Here is a 17,314-nt window from a genome sequence, read left to right as displayed (position 1 = left end):
TATTTCGAGGCGTAGTAGGCGGCCGGATCGACCAGAGTGATCCCGCTGGCAGCGAGCTTGGTCTTGAAATCCTCGAACACCGCATCGGTGATCCTCATGTACTCCTCCCGGCTGACGCCGCTGAGCTGGCCGATGGCCTTGCCTTTGGCATTGGCGGAGAGGAAGCCGCCACCCGAGAAATCGACCTTCTTGGTCAGGAAGACGACCGAGAACTGGCCGATCACGACCTGATTAAGGCCTTTGAACGCATCCTGCCGTTCGAACCAGACCGGGCCATTGCCGTGGCCGTTGATCGATTTGTTGATCATGCCGCCGATCAGGCCGGCACTGGCCGGAACAGACCCGATGCAAAGCAGCGCGGCGGCTGCAGCGGAACCGGCAAAGGCGAGACGAGACTTCAGCATGGCAACCCCTCCATCGAACAACACGGCAACGGTACCGCCGCTGCGGGCAGGGGCGCACGTTACAAGTCCTGAAAGGTTCGCCTGCGGTGCGGTTTCAGTAGGTCACGAGATAGAAACGACCGGGCCGGGCGCGGGCATTGCTGACGGTGATATCGTGCGGGAGCGAATAGAGCGGCACCCATGTGCAGGCGACACGGCCGCTGTCCGCCGTGCGGCGGCAGAGCGGAGTTGACTGGTCTTCCGAGACGCTGAGCGTAAAGCCGCCTCCGGATAGCGCGAGAACCTCGACGCGCGCCGACTGCCCGCCCGTGAAGACCTGCCGGGTATGGAAATCGCTGCCCGCGTTCAGCGTGATCGCGCGGTAGCCGGGACCGAGCATGCGGCCGCGTTCGGCAGGGATCACCGCCGGCGGCGCACCCCAAAGCACCGCCTGGTGCGCCCACGCGCGGGCAAGGTCGGGCTCGCCCTCGATCGGCTTTGCACCGCTGGTAGCGAGTGCGATGGCGGCCTGCATCAGGCCGACTGCATCATGCGCGGCCAGCGCGGTCTCGCCTGCCACGAACAGCGGTGTGAGCGAACCTGCATCCTCAGGGCTTTCAGGCGGGCGTACCGCTGCAAGCAGCGCCAGCGGCGCAAGGGCCAGCAGACAGCGTTCAGGCAATGACAAAGCGCGCACCCTTTCGGTCTCCCGTAACAAGCGTGGGTTCGCATCGGACTTGGAGGCCATGGCGCTCGGCAATCGCGCGGACAAGCGCAAGTCCAAGGCCGTGCCCGGCTCGACTGCCGCCTTCGTCCGCATGCGCGCGGCTGAACCGGTCGAACAGCGTTGCGGCGATGGCAGGATCGACGCCCGCACCCTCGTCTTCGACGACGATACGCGGGCCGGGTTCCACGATCAGCCGGATCACGCCGCCCGCCGTGCCATACTTGAAGGCGTTGTCGAGCAGGTTGCCGATGAGGCTTGCAAGCTGCACCGCATCGCCGCGCATCATGATCGGCGATGCGATATGCGCCTCGAGCCGGAGGCCGATCGCCTCGGCGCTGGGCTCGTAGAGCTGGACGAGCCGGCCCGCCAGCTCGCCCAGGTCGGTTTCCGCAAGGCTGTTCATCTCGCCGCGCTGGGCTTCGGAGGATGCGATATCGAGCAGCGCATCCAGCATGCGACGCAGGCTGGCAATCTGCCCTTGCGCGCTTTCCAGTTGCTGGTCCGCCTCCGGATCGAGGCCAGCCTCGCGTGCCTTGGCGATGCGCGCCCCGATGAGCATGAGCGGCGAGCGGGTTTCATGCGCGATGGTGTCGCTCAATTCCTTGCGCGCGGCGAGCAGGTGATCGACCCGGTCGAGCACCTGGTTGAGGTTTTCCGACAGCGTGTCGATCTCGTCACCCGCAGCCGAAACCTGCGCGCGCGCCTGAGGGCCTTCCACCCCGACGCGTGCGAAGACCGCATTGATCGCGCCCAGCCTGCGGTTGAGCGCCCGCGCGGCAAAGCGCCCTATGGCAAAGGCGATCGCTGCCATGGCCAGCAGTGCGGCTGCAAACAAGGTGCCGATCCCTGCGAGCGAGCGATCGGTGGCGGTGGTCGAACGGCCAACGAGGAGCCGCAGCCCGCGCCCGAGCAGCGTGACGCGGTATTGCACCCGCGTGCCATCGCCCATCCGCAGGGTCCCGGCGGCCGACACTTCGGGGCGGGCATCGGGCCATATCGGGAGATTGCCCGCGAGCACGTGGCCTTGCCGGTCTTCCACGCGGTACCAGGGCTGTTCGCCGCCGCGCGGGGTGAAGGCGAGGCGGTCTTCCACGCTGCGCCGAAGCGCGGGCAGGCCTTCCATCGCATAGCCTTCGACGAGCCCGGCGAGATCGGTGTCGATCGCGGTCTGGGTGAGCGCACGCGTGGCGCTGTCCACCGCAAGGAAGATGCCGAGGAAGATCACCGCGCTGGCCAGGGCGATCACCCCGGCAACCTTTGCGGCCACGCCCGCAACGATGGAGCGCCGGTGCGTCACGCGTGGCCGACAAGCCGGAAGCCGGCCCCGCGCACGGTCTCGATCGCGGAAGTTGCGAAACCTTCGTCGAGCCGCTGGCGGAGGCGGCTCATCGCAACGTCGATCACATTGGTTTGCGGATCGAAGCTCAGGCCCCAGACTTCGCGCAGCAGCATTTCGCGCGTCACCATGTCGCCGGCGTGATCCATCATGAACTTGAGGATATCGAACTCCTTGGGGCTGAGCGGCACGTGGCGGCCCTGTCTATGCGCGGTGCGCGCCTTCACGTGGAGCTCGATCTCGCCGTAGAGCATGAGCACGCCGGTTACCGGGTTGGTCGTTCGGCGCAGCAGGGCGCGCACGCGTGCAACCAGTTCGCTCGGCTCGAAGGGCTTGCCGATATAGTCGTCCGCCCCGGCATCGAGGCCTTCCACCCGGTTCTCGCTGCGGGCGAGCGCGGAGAGCAGCAGGATCGGTGCGGCGATCCCTTCGGCACGCAGGCGCCGCACGATGGAAAGGCCTTCGATTTCAGGCAGCATCCGGTCGAGCACGATCGCATCGAAGGTGCCGGCGATGGCTGCGGCAAGACCAGCGGCGGCGGAGGCATGCCACTCGGTGTCAAAACCGCCCCCGACGAGCGCCTCGATCACGAGCTCGGCGGCTTCGGCCTCATCTTCGACCAGCAGGACGCGGGGAACGGCGGCGGTCATTGCACCACCAGCGAAAAGGGCGCCCAGATCGCCGGATCGGCTCCTCCGGGCACCTTGCGGTCGGCAATCAGCCGGAGTTCGGACCGGCGCAGGGCTTCGGCCTTGCTCAACCCCCGCACAGCCCCGCGCACCGCTTCCACGGTCAAACGCGCGGCGACATCGTCGCGCACCGGCCAGAGCGAGACGAGCAGGCTGCGCGCGCCCGCCTGCATGAACCCGCGCGCAAGGCCGGAATAGCCGCCTGCGCCGTTTTCCGTGCCCGCGCCGGTGTTGCAGGCGGAGAGGATGACCCACTGCGCGTCGAGCTTGAGTCCGGCGATCTCGGATGCGGTAAGGAGGCCGTCATCGTCGCTGCTGCGCGGCTCGGCGGTGGGCGGGGTCAGCACGAGCGCAGGTTCGTCAAGCCCGCGCAGTTCGCCGCTGATGAGGCCATGTGTGGCAAAGGCAAGCAGCCCGAAGCGCGCGAGGGGCTGGGCGCGCACCGCTGCTTCGGAAGCGGCCGGGCCAGTGAGCAGGACGCTGCCGTTCGTGGGGAGCGCGCGTGCCATGGCCGTCAGTTCGTCCCCGGCGCGCGGCAAGCTCGGCAGTGCGCGCAACGTGGCCGCATCCGCGACGCTGCCGCGCAGGAGGCCCGCGCTGCTACCCGCGCCGCGCAGCACTTCGTTGGACGGGCCGAGCACGGGAGCGCCGACCCCGAGGAAGGCGACCGCCGCACCGGCGGTGGGTGGCGATGCCTTTGCCACGGTGGGCCGCACGGCAAAGGCAAAGCGGCGCAGGGCATAGGAAAGGGTGGCGAGATCGGGGGTGCCCGTGCGCGGCTGCGGCGCGGTCAGCAGCAGGAGGCCAGGCGGCAAGGTCATCAGCGGGCCTGAGCCGACGATGTCGATCTCGCGGCTGCGGGCGAGCGCTGCAAGCGCCGGCTTGGTGAAGATCGCACCGCCAAGCTGCCACGCGGCGCCTGCATCGAACGGCGTGGTGGCGCCCGCGCCGCCATCGAGATGCGCGCGCAGGCGCTGTACCGCGCGGTTGGCATCGCGCTGTGCAAGCTGGGCGCTGCTGACGGTGAGCCCGGCGGGGGTTAGCACAAGGCTCGTCAGCCGGTCATCGCTCTGCACCGGCAGCAAGAGCGCCTGATCGGCGCGCAGCCCGGCCTGCGCAGCCGCAGGATCCAGCGGCGCGGGCAGGGTCAGCGCGTCGTAATCCGGAAAGGCGCGGCGCAGCGCGGCAAGGCGGGTATCGAGATCAGCCTGGGCGGTCTTGAGATCGGCGTCGATCCGGGCGGTCTGTTCGGCCGACTTGCCCTGCGCGAAGCTGCGTTCGCGGCCGAGGTGGTCGATGCGTTCCTGCAAGTCCTGAACCGCGCGCACGTCGGCCCCGGTGGCAGGATCACGGCTGGCGGCGCGAGCGGCGAGCGCCAGGCTGGAGGCGCTGATCTCGGTGAAGGACGCAAGCTGCGCCGTGCGGAACGCCTCGGCCGGGTGGCCGGACGCGGCGGCCACGTCGGCCAGTCGCGACAGGGCGCTGCGATAGAACGGGGCGATCGCAAGGCGCGCGCGGCGGCTGGTGCGAGGATCGGCAAGCGCTGCGCTCATTCGCACCAGCAGCGGCTGCGCCCGTTCCCATGCCTCGGTATTGCGGCCCAACCGGGCGAGGATCAAGGCGTGCAAGGCCTCGGCATCGATCCGTTCGGGTGCATCGAGAGGCAGAATGCCCGCGAGCAGTCCCAGCGCCTCTCCACTGGCGGCAAGGGCTGCGGCGGGATCGCCCTGCAGCAGGCGTGTGCGGGCGAGCAGTTCGTGCGCCTGCCACACATCGTTTGCGGTATCGCCGCGTTCGACATAGGCGGCTTTGGCGCTGTCCACTGCGGCAACAGCCCCGGAATCGTCGCCCCGCGCCAGCAGGATCCGCCCGAGCCGGACCCACCCGGTGCCAAGCGCTCCCCGTTCGGATGTCCGGTTGTCCTTGACCGCCTCGAGCGAGCGCCGCGCCAGCGCCTCGGCCTCTTCCAGCCGGCCCTGCCGCACCGCGATATCGGCCAGCTTGCCGACCGCGACGCCGGCCAGCATGACATTGATGCCGGGATGTGCATCAAGCACCGTAAGCGCGCGGCGGTAGCTGGCCTCCGCCTCCGCAAGACGTCCGGAATCGGCATAGGTCGTCGCCGTGTTCATGTGGAAATAGGCAAAGCCGACATGGTTCGGTGGGAGCCATTCCGCAGCGCGCTGCAGGCCGAGTTCGGCATAGCGCAGCGCCTCGTCGTAGTCGCCAAGCCTCGCGAGAGAGCTCACCAGCGTGTTCATGCTGCCGAGGTAGGCCACCCGCGTGTTGCCTCCCGGCGAGCGCCCGTCGACGGCCTTGCGCAGGTGGCGCATCGCCTCGACCACCCGGCCGAGGCGGAGGTAGGAATAGCCGATATTGCCCTCGATCGCGGCAAGCTCGTCGAGATCGGGCTCGGCCTGCCTGCCGACGAGATCGAGCGCCGCCTGCAGCACCGTCAGCCCCTTCGAGGGATCGCCGTGGAGGCTTTCCATTGTTCCGAGGTTTTCAAGGAAGCTGACCATCATGGGATCCTGATCGAGCCGCTGCGCGCGGGTGCGCGCCACGACATCGTTCATCATGGCCGTGGCCCCCGGAAAATCGCCGGTATGCGCTGTGGCAACGGCGCGCAGCTTGTCGAGAACCAGCAGGTCGCGTGCGTCGATCTTCATGCCTTTGGCAACTTCGGCGCGCATCGCCTCCATCGCCGCGAGCTCCTCCTTCGGATTGGCGAAGGGCATGTCTCCGTTGTCGGCACGGGCGATCCGGTCGTGGAGCGAGACGCCAGCCGGCGCGCCTTGGGCAAGGACTGGCACGGCCGTGCCCAGCAGCAGCGCGAGGATGGCCGAACGCCCGATGTGCTGTCTCGACCGCCCCATGTTGCCACTCCTTCGAACGTGCTGCTCCCGAGAAATCCGATGCCGGTGTCTCTCGGCGCTCCCGCCCCCGCGGAATACTTACAAATGCAGAGAGGAAACCGCACCGCAAGTCCCTTTCAGGGTTTGTAAGGTGGCCGGAGGCGCGGGGCCCGCTAGCCTTTGCCCAACAGCCGACGTCTGGCTGCTTGGGGCCAGGTGCCCCGGGGCGCCGCGGATCGAGGCCGGCAATCAGGATCCCCGGATCCAGACTTTCCCGGAAGGGAACCATGGCGCACCGGCGGCCTATGCGACCCGGAATGCCAGTGCCTGTGGCAACCCCTCCTTCCGGGGGGCGGGTGCGGATATCGTCCCCGCCCACTTTCAAGACCTCGCCGGTCAGGTACGCGGAGCCGGTGCGAACCCTATTTTGCGGTCTGACGGGCTTCGGGCGGGCAGCTTCCCGGCGGCCCTTTCAAATCGCCGCCTGTGCGGGCGATATCGATCGAATCGACCGTGACCTGGGTGTCGCTCGGGACAGGTGCCTTGAGCGTCATTGTGACGCGCACGGGAATGGCCGCCTTGTCGGCCGCAAGCGCCAGACATGCCGTGAAAGGCTCATCGCTCCCTTTCGGCGTGATGTCGATCGGTCCGCCGGGGGCTTCCACCTTCAGGCTCCAGCTCCCGGCGGGCGCATGGTGAAACCCGCGGACAAAAAGCTGTATCGCTTCTTGCGCTTTGGCCGATCCCGAGCCGTTCGGGCCAATCACTCCGAGCGTGAAACCGCGCTGCGCCACTCTGTCTTTGTTGATCGTGCCTTTTTCGACAACTGCCCCGGTTTTGATTTCGAACTGGTCATACAGCAGACTGAGGGTGCTGCCGTCTGGTGATGAAGTGAAAGTTATGCCATCACCGGCCAGCAAACCTGAAAATGCAGGTTTGTGCGCCGGTTTTTGCGGTGAACAGCCCGAAACAAATGCAGTCGCTGCCAAGCAGCTTGCAAGCAGTGCTTTACGTGACATCGCTGTTCTCCCCTTTGTACCCATTCATCATCGCAAGATGATTTTGTGGTGAGAGTGGCCAAAAATATCTTGGCGAGGAAAGAAGATTTCATTCGATATTCGAAGAGATTTTTGTATATCGCAAGATTCGCTTTAAAACCAGCTATATAGTTCGCACTAAATCTGTTTGGAATGAATTAAAGCGACTGCATTGTCTTTTTCCCGTCTGGAAACTGTGCTGCATTCACAGGCCGTGGGCACACAATATGTGGGGGCGGTAGATGCGGGCTTTGCTTGGCGTTCGATGCATCCTGGGGGCAGCGTGTTGCTTGTCGCTTGCCGGTTGCGGTGTGCCTGTCTCGATGCATGTGGCGCGGGGGCTTGGTCCGGGGCAGGTCGATGATCAGGTGCGGTTTCAGACGACCTACTACTTCCGCACCTTCGACTACTGCTGGGATGCCCACACCCGGGTAAAGCTGGGCGAAGACAACAACGAGATCGACTACCGCCAGATCGTGCCGCAGACGGATACGCTCTACCGCTACCGGATGACGGGCAAGGCGAGCGCGATGTTCAACAAGATCCGCTTCGAGTCCGGCACGATGAAGGCGAGCGAGATCGACCCGTTCGGCAAATCGGTGAAGATCGAGGATGAGGACAAGGGCGCGGACAAGGATGCCGCCGGGGGGAACGTCGCCGGGCAGATCGCGCCCGCCACGGCCGACCAGTTGAACAGGATCCGCGGCCTGACCGACTACTACAATGCCCTTGCAGACCCGGCAAAGGCCAAACTCGGACCCGGCTTCCTTATCGATCTCCAAGGTGCAATCACGGCGTTTCTCGCCAATCCCACCGTCAGCAATCCCGATCTTGTGGCCCTGAAGGCCGAGGTGTCGAAGCTCTCGGGCGAACTGGCACAGACAAAGGCCGATCTGTTGGCGCGGATCGACGATGCGGAAAAGGCCATTCTCGCCAAAGTTGGCGCCGCACCCGGAGCAGCTGCGGCAACGCCGCAAGACGGCGCATCCAGCCAATTCTGCCAGGTGGGTGAGAAGCTGGCGAGGGGCTTCCAGATCATGGGGCCCGAAGGCATCCGCACGTTCAAGCAGGACGAGCGGCTGGTCATGGCAATGACGACGTCGAGCGCACCGCTGATCGCCACGATGCAGGAATACAGCAGCCGGGTGCTTTCTTCCAAGGGTGCCAACATGGCCGATGCGAACGCGATCACAACCGAAATGCTGCACACCATGTCAGCTCTTAGGGTTCTTGCCGATGCGCGGCGGGCGGAGGCCGAGCCGGCGGCGATCTACGACCAGGTCATCGCGGCGTTCGATCCTCCGGCACCTGCCGCTGCCAAAATTCCGTCGCTGCCGAGGTTGCCATGAACAGGGGTATCGCCACCGCCGCCGCCCGCTGGGGCAATGCCTCCGCCGCGCTTGCCCTCGCGGTGCTGCCGATCTGCGCGGAAAGCGCCCATGCGGCAGGTATGATGCGGGTGGAGGTCGAGGTTTACAAGGGACCGGTCGGCCAGTCGCTCGAAATCCAGATCGGGCAGGAAGCCGCCTTGCTGGCGGGAGCGGTCACGACGCTGGCAGGGCTGGAGCGTTCGGCAAACAGTTTGTGGAATGAATCAGAGCTGGGGTGCCGTCCTCCTTCGCCGGACTCCAGAAAAAGAGCCAGCTGCGCCTACTTGCAAGGTGCCATCGAAGCTGCCGCCGATGCCCGGGCCCAGATCTGCCGGATCAACGAATTTCCCCTCTACAAAGTGCTGGGCATCAGAAAGGATTACTCGGCGACTCAGGCCGCACTTGTCGGTCTCTACAGTGCCTACAGGGGTGTCGTGGGGCAGGGCGCAGCGGTCACTTCCGATACTGTCACTGCGGCACTTGCCGGACAACGCGATCCAGCCAGCGCCCAGAGCAAGGCCGCGATCATCAGCGCTTTCGAGAAGCTCAGTTCGGATGGCGTGCCTGTTGTCATGCAGGCCTGCGCCAATGCAACCGCCATCCGCACATTGCCAAAGGTCGACGAAGCGCCGCTTGCTGCCGAAGCCGTGCCGCAAGCCTATTTCCAGGCTGGGATAACGCCGAACCTGACACCAGCGGAGATCGTCAGCAATCTCACGCGCGAAGTCGCCACAATCGCCGCGCTGATGCAGGTGAAGGCCTATTCGATCACCAACAGCCTCGTCGGCTTCGTGCCCGGCGACCGGCGCGTGCGCAATCATGCGCTGGCGATTGCCTATACGCTGGCGGAATTTTCCAACCAGATCGCGGCGCGCAATCATGTCCTTTCGAAGTTCTGTGCGGTCAATTCCAACCCTAACTGTGAATCATCGCCACAAATGGCCCGCAAGTTCCCGACCGGCGATTTCCTGCGCGATTCCGGCACGACCGAATTCATCGACGTGTTCGACTGGTTCAACGCCAGCCTGCCGGGCAATCATGGCGCGCTGCGGCAGGTTGATCGCACACGGGCGATCAACCTGCTGACGGACGATTTCTACTGGGAGAAGGTCAATCAGGTCTACGCCAGCGGCACGGGCGAGGTGGCCATGGCCTTCATCAAGGATGATATCGGCAACTGGGATCTCAAATCGTTCTCCAATGATCCGACCAAGCTGCTTGCCGCTTACAGCCAAGCCGCGCGTGCGCTTATCGGCACGGCGGTCAAGGTGGCCACTACGGCCGGCACTGGCGGTGCCGGGGGTGTTGGAGTGGGTGTTGGCCAGCGGTTGCTGGGCCTCGCCAGCAGTGTCGTTTCGGGCGACGGGATCGGCGCGCCTTCGCTGGGCGGGCTCGATCTGGCGGCGCTGCGCGCCCGCACGCGCCAGCGGCTCGATACCGCCAAGCAGATGTTCATCGACCGCAAGGCCGCCCTCGAAGCGAAGCTGAAAGATCAGACGACCGAGGTCGGCAAGGCGGAGACTGCGCTCGCTGAGGCTGTCACCGCGCGCAACAAGGCCCAAGACGAGATTGCCCACGCGCGGGACATGCGTGCGCAGTGCGGGGCCGCCGACCAGCCGTGCGCCGATGCGGACCGCGCCTTGCAGGATGCCTATACCGGCAAGGACAGCGCCGACATCGCCCATGCCGCCGCCACTTCGGCGCTGGCCGAGGCCAAGGCCAAACAGGCTAAGCTGGTCGCCGCGCAGGACGTGTTGGGTGAGACCGCTGCGGACAGCTTCGAGCGCATCCTCGATGACTACAACCAGGACCTTCTGGTCCTGCAGCAAGTCGCCTCCAAGGGGGCGGGCGGGGAGACCGCCAAGCCATGAGCCGGCCATTGCAGCAATGGGTCTTCGTGGCGCGCTGCAAGGACCGGCTGGAGGCGCTGCGCAATTGGTCGAGACCGTTCCGGCATCTTACGTTTCAGACGCTGCTCTGCATTGGCGTCGGCACGGCGATGCTGTGTCTGTCGCCTGCGCGCGATGTCATGCGCAGCTTTGCGGAAACGGACAAACCGCCCTGGGAGTTCGATTGGGGATCGGCCACGCAAGTGCGCCTTTTAGCCAACTGGACCTGGTTGTGGCTGGCCTGCTGCTTTTCGGGCCTGACGATGTGGTACTGGCCCGCCATTCTCTACAAGTTCACGCCGGGGCTGAGTAACGACGAGGCGAAAGAGCAGCCTTGCTGGTTCCGGTGGGTCAGGAGGGGCTTCGGAATTTTTCCGTTTGGGCTGGCGCTGCTGGCGATCGCCCGCGTTGTCAGTGCCGATTCCAAATCGCTGTGGCGGCCCGGCACGCTGTCTCTCGTGGCAGGAATTGTCCTGCTGATGGTGTTCTTCATCCAGCGCAAGGTCTGGTTCAAAACGCGATATGCCAAAGATGAGGCGGGTTCGGGCATCTTCGACCTGCTCTACACCCGGATGTCGGGTGACAATGCGCGGACGCTGACCCCCTACGAGGGTACCTTTGCTTCCGTGACGCTGGCGATCAGCTTGTTGATACTCGGGTTTTTTTCCTGTGGGTACCTGCTGGGAGCATCTGTTCATGTGGTGGGTTGGATCGGCGCCCCGGCGATCCTGTTCTTCGCCATCGGCTTGATCGTACCGGGCCTGTCGCTGCTGATCTGGCTCTTGCGACCGGCGAAAGTGCCGTTGTTCACGCTCGTCTTCGGCTTTCTGCTGTTTTCGAGCCTATTCAACGATGTTCATACGATCACGGTTTCGGGGACCTACCGGCCGGATCGGCCGACCCTCGACGAGGCACTGGAGAAGTGGAAATCGGCGCACGCGCCGGGTGATCCGATCTTCATCGTCGCCGCCCCCGGGGGGGCATCGCGCGCGGCCTACTGGACCGGCACCGTACTCGCCGCGCTCGACCAAAAGACGCACGGCGAGTTCACGAAAAACGTCTTTGCCATCAGCAGCGTTTCGGGCGGATCGCTCGGCGCCTATGATTATGCCGCATGGCTCAGTGCGGTGCCGGCATCCTGCCGCAGCAATCCGGAGGCAACGCGCTTCGTCCAACGGGTGCTCGGTGCCGATTATCTTTCGCCGGTCCTGGCAGGCATGTTCAATCCCAATCTGGCCCAGATGTTCAGCCCCTTTCCCTTTCTGCCCAGCCGCGGCTGGTTTCTGGAGGAAGGCTTCCGTCAGGGCTGGCAGCATGAACCGGAGCGGGCCGACGAGCCATTCACGCACGCCTGCCGGCCCCGCATCGATCCGCTGAGGCTGGATTACACCGCGCCCTGGACCAACCCGCGCAAGGATGCCGGCTGGGTGCCGCTGGTTTTCGCCAACAGCACCCATGTCAAAACCGGTCGCCGCGTGATCTTCTCCCCGGTCAGGGCCTCGCACGTCGCTGGCCAGGATCAGTTTTACCAGACGTTCCTTAACGCCTACGATTTCACCAGCGACTTTGCCCATGGACACGGCATCGATGGCGCAAGCGCGATCCACAACAGTGCCCGGTTCCCTGTCGTCAGCCCGCCCGGGCGCACGCCAGACGACGTTGAAAGGGATCGGCAGGGCCGTGTTATAAAGAATCCGCAGGGCCATCTGGTGGACGGGGGCTATTTCGACTCATCCGGCCTCGTGACAGCCTACGATCTGGCGCGCTTTGTCGCGGGCCGGCTCAATCCGGATCCCGACCTCAAGGTGCTGCATCCTGTCTACATCATCGATATCGACAACGTAGATCGGGCTGATCCCGCAGATATCGAGCGCTTTTACGCGCCGACCAACAGCCAGTCGCAACCGTCCGCCGAAGGGGCGGAAACGCCACACGCCAACAAGCCGGTCAGTTCCAGATGGGGGCCGCTTCTCTTTGAGATTTCGCTGATCCAGCAGGGTTTCATCAACACCTGGTCCGCGCGCCAGCACTATGACGCCAAGCGCATTTCCGAGGCGACCAACGGATCCGGCAAAACGATGGGACCGGAAGCGATCGGCTATCTCCGCCTCGGGCTGCCACTGCCTGCTCAGGATCCCGACAAGACCGGTGCGGTAGCGCTGAACTGGGTGCTTTCATCCACGATGCGTGATCGGATGGACAGGTTCGGCCGCGCCCTCGCAGCGATGAAGTCCTCGGGTGATGATCCTGAAGTGGACAGAATCCTCAACTGCATCGGAAAGGCCTGCCCGGCCCGCGCGATCCTCGGGGCGGTTACCGCATCCGCCAACGCATCTCCGCCGACCAAGGCGCCCTGATTCATGGCCTGCGGGGCTGACTGAACAGCTTTGGCCCTATGGCACTGACGCCCCCCGCACAGGTCGCAATCCCAGCCAGCGTGCGGCAACGGGCAGACGCCGCAACAGGGCAAACTCGATCAGCAGCATCACGGCCATCGAGATCGCCAGCAGGGGCAGCAGCGCGGCAAGGGCGAGGCTGATGGCGACTACGCCGCCGATACGCGGGGGCATGGCGGGCAGGGGCGGGGCGCCAAGCCGGTCAGCCGGTTTGCGCCGCCGCCACAGGATGAACCCGGTCACGGCCAGCGTGACCAGCATCACCGCCGTCGCCACACCGATGAGCTGGTTCGCAAGGCCGAACAGCTGGCCTTCGTGCCAGGCAACGCCATAGCCGACGATCCGGTCGATCACGTGCTTGTCGGCAAAGACCTCGCGCGATGTTTCGCGGCCGGTCATCGGATCGAAGGTCAGCGCCGCGCGCAAGGGGCGGTTCTGGGTATCGGAGCGCACCGACCAGCCGGCCTGCGGCTTGCCGCCGAACGGCCGGACGCCACCCGGCGGGGTCACGATGACCGGGAAGGGGAGGTGCAGGCCCTTCGCCTCGGCCACGATTTCGCTGAGCGAGACGCCGGACATGGCGGGGCCAGCCATCATGGTGCCATCGGGCATACGGTGCATCGCGGCGGGCATTGAGCCTGCCATGGCCGCCATGGCCGCGTGATCGTGCCCGGCGTGTTCATCAGCGCCCGCAGGGGCGCCGCCGATGGTCCAATCCTGCTGACCCTTGACCCACCCCATCTCCGTCCGCACTGCCTTGAATGCGCTGCCCCAGACGTCGGCCCACGGCAGTCCGGTGACCAGCAGCACCAATGCGAGCCCCGAGACCCAGAAGCCGGTGACGGCGTGAAGATCGCGCCAAAGCATCTTGGCTCCCCTGCCGAACCGCGGCCAGACCACGCCGGCAAGGCCGCGCCCGGTGGGCCACCAGAGGTAGAGCCCGCTGAGGATCATCACGATGGCCCAGCTGGCGGCTAGCTCGACAATCCAGCTTCCCCGCTTGCCGATCAGCAGCTGCCCGTGGATGTCGTGCACCACCTGCATGATCCGCCACTCGGGATCGAGCGCGCCGACGACCCGGCCTTCGGGCGAGACGAACACGTCGCGCATGGCGCGGTCCGGAAGCGCGAGGTGGATCAGCGCTGCGTCGGTTTCGGCTTCCGGCAGGCGGTAGGACTCGAGCCGGCTGCCCGGGAAAGCGGCGAGCGCCGCCTTGACCTGCGCGTCGGCGGAGACCGTCCGCTCTGCCGGGAGGCCGCGCCAGGCGCGCTCCTCCCATGCATCGACCTGCGGTTTGAACAGGTAGGCCGCGCCGGTGAGCGCCAGGATCACCACCATCGGCATGACGAACAGCCCGGCATAGAAATGCCAGCGCCAGATGGTGCGATAGAGCGATGTGCGGTCCATGATCAGAGCCTCCAGCCCGCTTCGATGAGGAACGTGCGCTGGGGATAGGGATGAAACACCCAGGCGCGATCATTGGTAAGATTGTCGATCCCAGCAGAAAGCCGCAGCGTCTCGGCGACCTGCCAGTTGAGCCGCAGGTCCAGCGCAAACAGTTCGGAGGTGAAGCCGAAGGTATCGCCGCGCTGGAGGCCGAACAGATCGGTGTTGGGCCGGCTGGCATAGCGCAGGCCGACCGAACCCTGCAGTGCGCGCGTCAGATCGTAGCGCAGGTTGGCGTTGACGCGCCACTTGGGAATGCGCGGAAACTGCACCCCTTCCGCGGCTGGAGCCGCCGGATTGCGTAGCGTTTTCGAATCGATATAGGCCGCGTTGAAATCGATGTTCATGCCCTCGAGCGGCCAGTTCCGGGTCTCGGCGATCCCTTCGAACCCGAACTGGCGGGTGAGCGCTATGTTCTTGAACGTCGATGTCGTGATCCCGTTCTGATTGAAGCCCACGAACGCAAAGATCGTGTCGTCCACGCGCTGAAAGAAGGCAGAACCCGTCAGCTTCATCCAGCCGAAATCATGCACGGCGATGAGGTTGGCATCCTTGCTGCGTTCCGGCTTCAGCGCCGGATCGAAACTGTTGGGATTGAAGCTGCCGTCCCCGTTGAGACTGCCCTGGAACAGCTCGCCGACGGTGGGGTAGCGCGTTGCCGTCGCGAGGCTGAGCTGCAGGCTGGTATGCGCGCCCAAAGCATATTCGAACGCCAGGCTGCCGTTGACGCCCTCGTTGCTGCGGGCCGCATAGGCGTTCGCCACAGGCTGCCCCGCCAGCGGCCCGGTCGTGCCCAGTCTTGCAAGGCCGCCATCGTAAGCGCGCCAGTTGTCATAGCGTGCGCCGAGCGTGATGGTGAGCGGGTCAAGGAAAAGCTGCGCTTCGCCCCAGGCGGAAAGCTGGCGGGTCTTCCCGAAGGTCCGGGTGGAAAAGGCCTTGCCTGCCGCGCTTGTCCAGTCGTTCAGCGTGGAGCGGGTCTGGTCTGTGCGGTAGGCATTGGCGGTGAGGCCAAGCGCCAGCGCGCGCCGGGCGGTGCGGTTCTCGAGCGTGAAATCGCCGGTCCACCATCCCGTCGGCCCTTGCCCGGCCAGCGTGCCAGCGCCCCCCGTGCGCCCTGCCAGAGGGCCGTTCGATGTGAAGGTATCGGTGCGCGGCACTTGATAAGTCGAAATGGCCAGCCGTGCGGTGGTATGGGCGGCGATGTCGGCCGCGAGCTTGAGGCCGGCAAGGTATTCGTCGCGCAGGGTTTTCGACCAGTTGGCCCCTGCGGCGATGTAGCTCTGCGCCCCGATGCTCACGCGGCCTTCGCAAACGGCGTTGCCCGCCGCATCGCGCAGATAGCAATCGGGGGCGGTCTGGCTGTCCTCGTTGTGCCAGAACGCGAAGAGGAACTGGCCTGTCACCGCGCCGTTCTCGTAGCCGATCCTGAGCTTCGCCTGCTCCTGTGTGATCCGCGCCGGGGACTGCGCCGCGAAATAGGGGCTGCCGGCCGTGCCCGGGGCACCGGGGATGCCGGTTCCGGCGGCTGCGGCGCGGACATGTTCGGGATCAACCACCGCGCCGGTAACGGGGGTGCCGCCGCCGCCCGCCACGGGTGAGAGGCCCAGGAAGGTCATCGGCTGGCCTGTGTTGCGGAAATAGCGGCCGGTGAGGCGCAGCGACCAGGGGCCATCATGCTGCTTCAGGCCAACGCCGGCTTCGGCCGAGAAGCCGGCGTAATCATCCCCCGTTGCGAACTGCCGGTAGGGCTGGATGAAGCCCTGCACGGTCGCAAAGGCCTCGGTGCGGTCCGGAGCGCGGGTGGTGATGTTGACGATACCGCCCATCGCATTGCCGAGATAGCGCGACGAATAGGGGCCGTAGACGATGTCGAACTGCTTCACTTCACCGGGGCCGACGACCCCCCATTTGGGGGCGAAGCCGAAGCTGTTGCCGAGGAAGTTGGAGACCACAAACCCATCGACCATGACCAGCGTGCGGGCGCTTTGCGTCGAATGGGTGCCGCGAAATCCGGGTACGCCGTTGCTGTCGCCCGCGTAGCGTTTGCGCACGAAGAAATCGGGCGCGTACTTCATCAGGTCCTCGGTGTTGAAAGCGTTGACGGCCTCCAACTGTTGCGCGCCGAGGCTGACGGCAAGCCCGCGCGGGGCGATTTCGATCGGCGCGTCCTTCTGCCCGACAACGAGGATGGATGTGTCCGAAGCCTCGGCATCCGGAGCGGCGGTGTCTTGCGCCCAAGCAGGCGCGGCCATGCTCAGCGCAAGGCTGAGCGCGATCAATGAAGTCTTCATGGGTGGTATCCGCTTGCCCGGCACGCACGGCGGCGCGCGGGGACGATCTGTCAGGAAGCCTCACGCGCGGTGAGGCCGGTCAGTCTGTCAGATCAGCGCGGGTGGGCCGCGCAGCGGAGGGCGGACATGGCGTGTGCCCGCAAGGCTGGGCATGCGTACCGGCGCAAACCCGAGCAGCAGCAGGAACGCGATGGCCAGCGCGATGAACGGCGGCAGTCCGCCTTCAAGCGACGCAAACGACAGCGAGGCATAGGGGCAGGTGTCCCCGGCCTTGGCCTGTCCGTCGCTCTTTCCGCTGGCGGGGATCGTGATCTGCTTGGTCAGGTGGTCGCCGGACACATCGCCGCAGACGAGGATCGTGAGCGATCTGCCTTGCGAGCCGACCATATATCCGCTCGGCACCGCCGCCTTGAGCACGAGCGCAAGGCAGGCCAGCAGCATGGCCAGCCGGTAGTGCCCGCGGAAAAAGACGCGCAAGGTCTGCATCGGCGCGGCCCATAGGCGCAGAAGGCGGGCTTGTCACCCGGCAATATGGTGACGGTTGCGCCGGTTTGCGTCCTAAGGCCGATGCGCCGGGTATAGCCATCGAACTTCAGTTCGCTGCGAATTCAAGTTGTCAAAGGGGGCAGGGCGGTGTTCAACATGCGAACCGGCCAGCCTGCAGGCGCGCAGAGCCGGCACGGCAAGCCGCGGGGTTGGGGGTGAAGACTGCAAGCGAGCGCCCGACATTCTCGGGCTGGGCAGAAAACGTTCGCGGCGCGCGCGCCATGATCGGGATCGAGGCCATCGCGGTGGCCATGTCCGGCACGCCCCATACCTGCCTTTCGCCGCCCCGTTTCCACGGTGGCAGCGTGATCGTGACGTATTGACCGGTTTTGCCGGAGATGAGGAGACG

13 protein-coding genes are annotated in these 17,314 nt (G+C 65.6%); 4 read left to right on the top strand and 9 right to left on the bottom strand.

Going from position 1 to position 17,314, the window contains the following annotated elements; translation table 11 throughout:
- From AQZ52_RS14000 to AQZ52_RS13975, 6 genes are all read right to left on the bottom strand, one after another.
- The coding region (locus AQZ52_RS14000; RefSeq protein WP_420806449.1) for a hypothetical protein at positions 1–404 on the bottom strand (404 nt) is incomplete at its 3' end.
- Between the two features lie 94 nt (positions 405–498).
- Positions 499–1,065, bottom strand: a complete 567-nt coding sequence (locus tag AQZ52_RS13995) for a hypothetical protein (protein ID WP_067911937.1) — start codon at positions 1,063–1,065, stop codon at positions 499–501.
- The gene (locus AQZ52_RS13990) at positions 1,058–2,407 is read right to left on the bottom strand and encodes a sensor histidine kinase (protein ID WP_067911934.1); all 1,350 of its coding nucleotides are present in this window, start codon (positions 2,405–2,407) and stop codon (positions 1,058–1,060) included. The genes AQZ52_RS13995 and AQZ52_RS13990 overlap by 8 nt, the downstream gene beginning before the upstream one ends.
- Positions 2,404–3,096: a response regulator transcription factor gene (locus tag AQZ52_RS13985; RefSeq protein ID WP_067911931.1), complete on the bottom strand. Its 693-nt coding sequence runs from the start codon at positions 3,094–3,096 to the stop codon at positions 2,404–2,406. The genes AQZ52_RS13990 and AQZ52_RS13985 overlap by 4 nt, the downstream gene beginning before the upstream one ends.
- Positions 3,093–6,011, bottom strand: coding sequence for a CHAT domain-containing protein (locus AQZ52_RS13980; RefSeq protein WP_067911930.1), 2,919 nt, complete (start codon positions 6,009–6,011; stop codon positions 3,093–3,095). The genes AQZ52_RS13985 and AQZ52_RS13980 overlap by 4 nt, the downstream gene beginning before the upstream one ends.
- 401 nt (positions 6,012–6,412) lie before the next feature.
- The gene (locus AQZ52_RS13975; RefSeq protein ID WP_156424940.1) at positions 6,413–7,009 is read right to left on the bottom strand and encodes a hypothetical protein; all 597 of its coding nucleotides are present in this window, start codon (positions 7,007–7,009) and stop codon (positions 6,413–6,415) included.
- Between the two features lie 308 nt (positions 7,010–7,317).
- Here AQZ52_RS13975 and AQZ52_RS13970 point away from each other — a divergent pair, with 308 nt between their 5' ends.
- Genes AQZ52_RS13970 through AQZ52_RS13960 form a run of 3 tightly spaced genes read left to right on the top strand, consistent with a single transcriptional unit; the run spans position 7,318 to position 12,643 of the window.
- On the top strand, positions 7,318–8,376 hold the full coding sequence (locus tag AQZ52_RS13970) for a hypothetical protein (RefSeq protein WP_156424939.1): 1,059 nt from the start codon (positions 7,318–7,320) through the stop codon (positions 8,374–8,376).
- The gene (locus AQZ52_RS13965; protein ID WP_067911924.1) at positions 8,373–10,268 is read left to right on the top strand and encodes a hypothetical protein; all 1,896 of its coding nucleotides are present in this window, start codon (positions 8,373–8,375) and stop codon (positions 10,266–10,268) included. The genes AQZ52_RS13970 and AQZ52_RS13965 overlap by 4 nt, the downstream gene beginning before the upstream one ends.
- Entirely contained in the window at positions 10,265–12,643 is a 2,379-nt protein-coding gene (locus tag AQZ52_RS13960) for a hypothetical protein (RefSeq protein ID WP_067911922.1), read from the top strand. The genes AQZ52_RS13965 and AQZ52_RS13960 overlap by 4 nt, the downstream gene beginning before the upstream one ends.
- Before the next feature lie 36 nt (positions 12,644–12,679).
- Here the strand turns inward: AQZ52_RS13960 and AQZ52_RS13955 are convergent, their stop codons facing one another.
- The 3 genes from AQZ52_RS13955 to AQZ52_RS13945 form a co-directional block, all read right to left on the bottom strand.
- The gene (locus tag AQZ52_RS13955) at positions 12,680–14,089 is read right to left on the bottom strand and encodes a PepSY-associated TM helix domain-containing protein (protein ID WP_067911919.1); all 1,410 of its coding nucleotides are present in this window, start codon (positions 14,087–14,089) and stop codon (positions 12,680–12,682) included.
- Positions 14,090–14,091: 2 nt separating this feature from the next.
- Positions 14,092–16,419 (bottom strand): TonB-dependent receptor, encoded by a 2,328-nt coding sequence (locus AQZ52_RS13950; protein WP_067911916.1) that lies wholly within the window; start codon positions 16,417–16,419, stop codon positions 14,092–14,094.
- 87 nt (positions 16,420–16,506) lie between these two features.
- The gene (locus AQZ52_RS13945; protein ID WP_067911915.1) at positions 16,507–16,905 is read right to left on the bottom strand and encodes a DUF2946 family protein; all 399 of its coding nucleotides are present in this window, start codon (positions 16,903–16,905) and stop codon (positions 16,507–16,509) included.
- 215 nt (positions 16,906–17,120) lie between these two features.
- Between AQZ52_RS13945 and AQZ52_RS18585 the strand changes: the two genes are divergently transcribed.
- The gene (locus AQZ52_RS18585) at positions 17,121–17,288 is read left to right on the top strand and encodes a hypothetical protein (protein WP_156424938.1); all 168 of its coding nucleotides are present in this window, start codon (positions 17,121–17,123) and stop codon (positions 17,286–17,288) included.
- Positions 17,289–17,314: the final 26 nt, after the last annotated feature.

It is taken from the genome of Novosphingobium fuchskuhlense, from assembly GCF_001519075.1.
GTDB classification, from domain to species: Bacteria; Pseudomonadota; Alphaproteobacteria; order Sphingomonadales; family Sphingomonadaceae; genus Novosphingobium; species Novosphingobium fuchskuhlense.
This window is presented reverse-complemented; position numbering and strand designations above follow the sequence as displayed.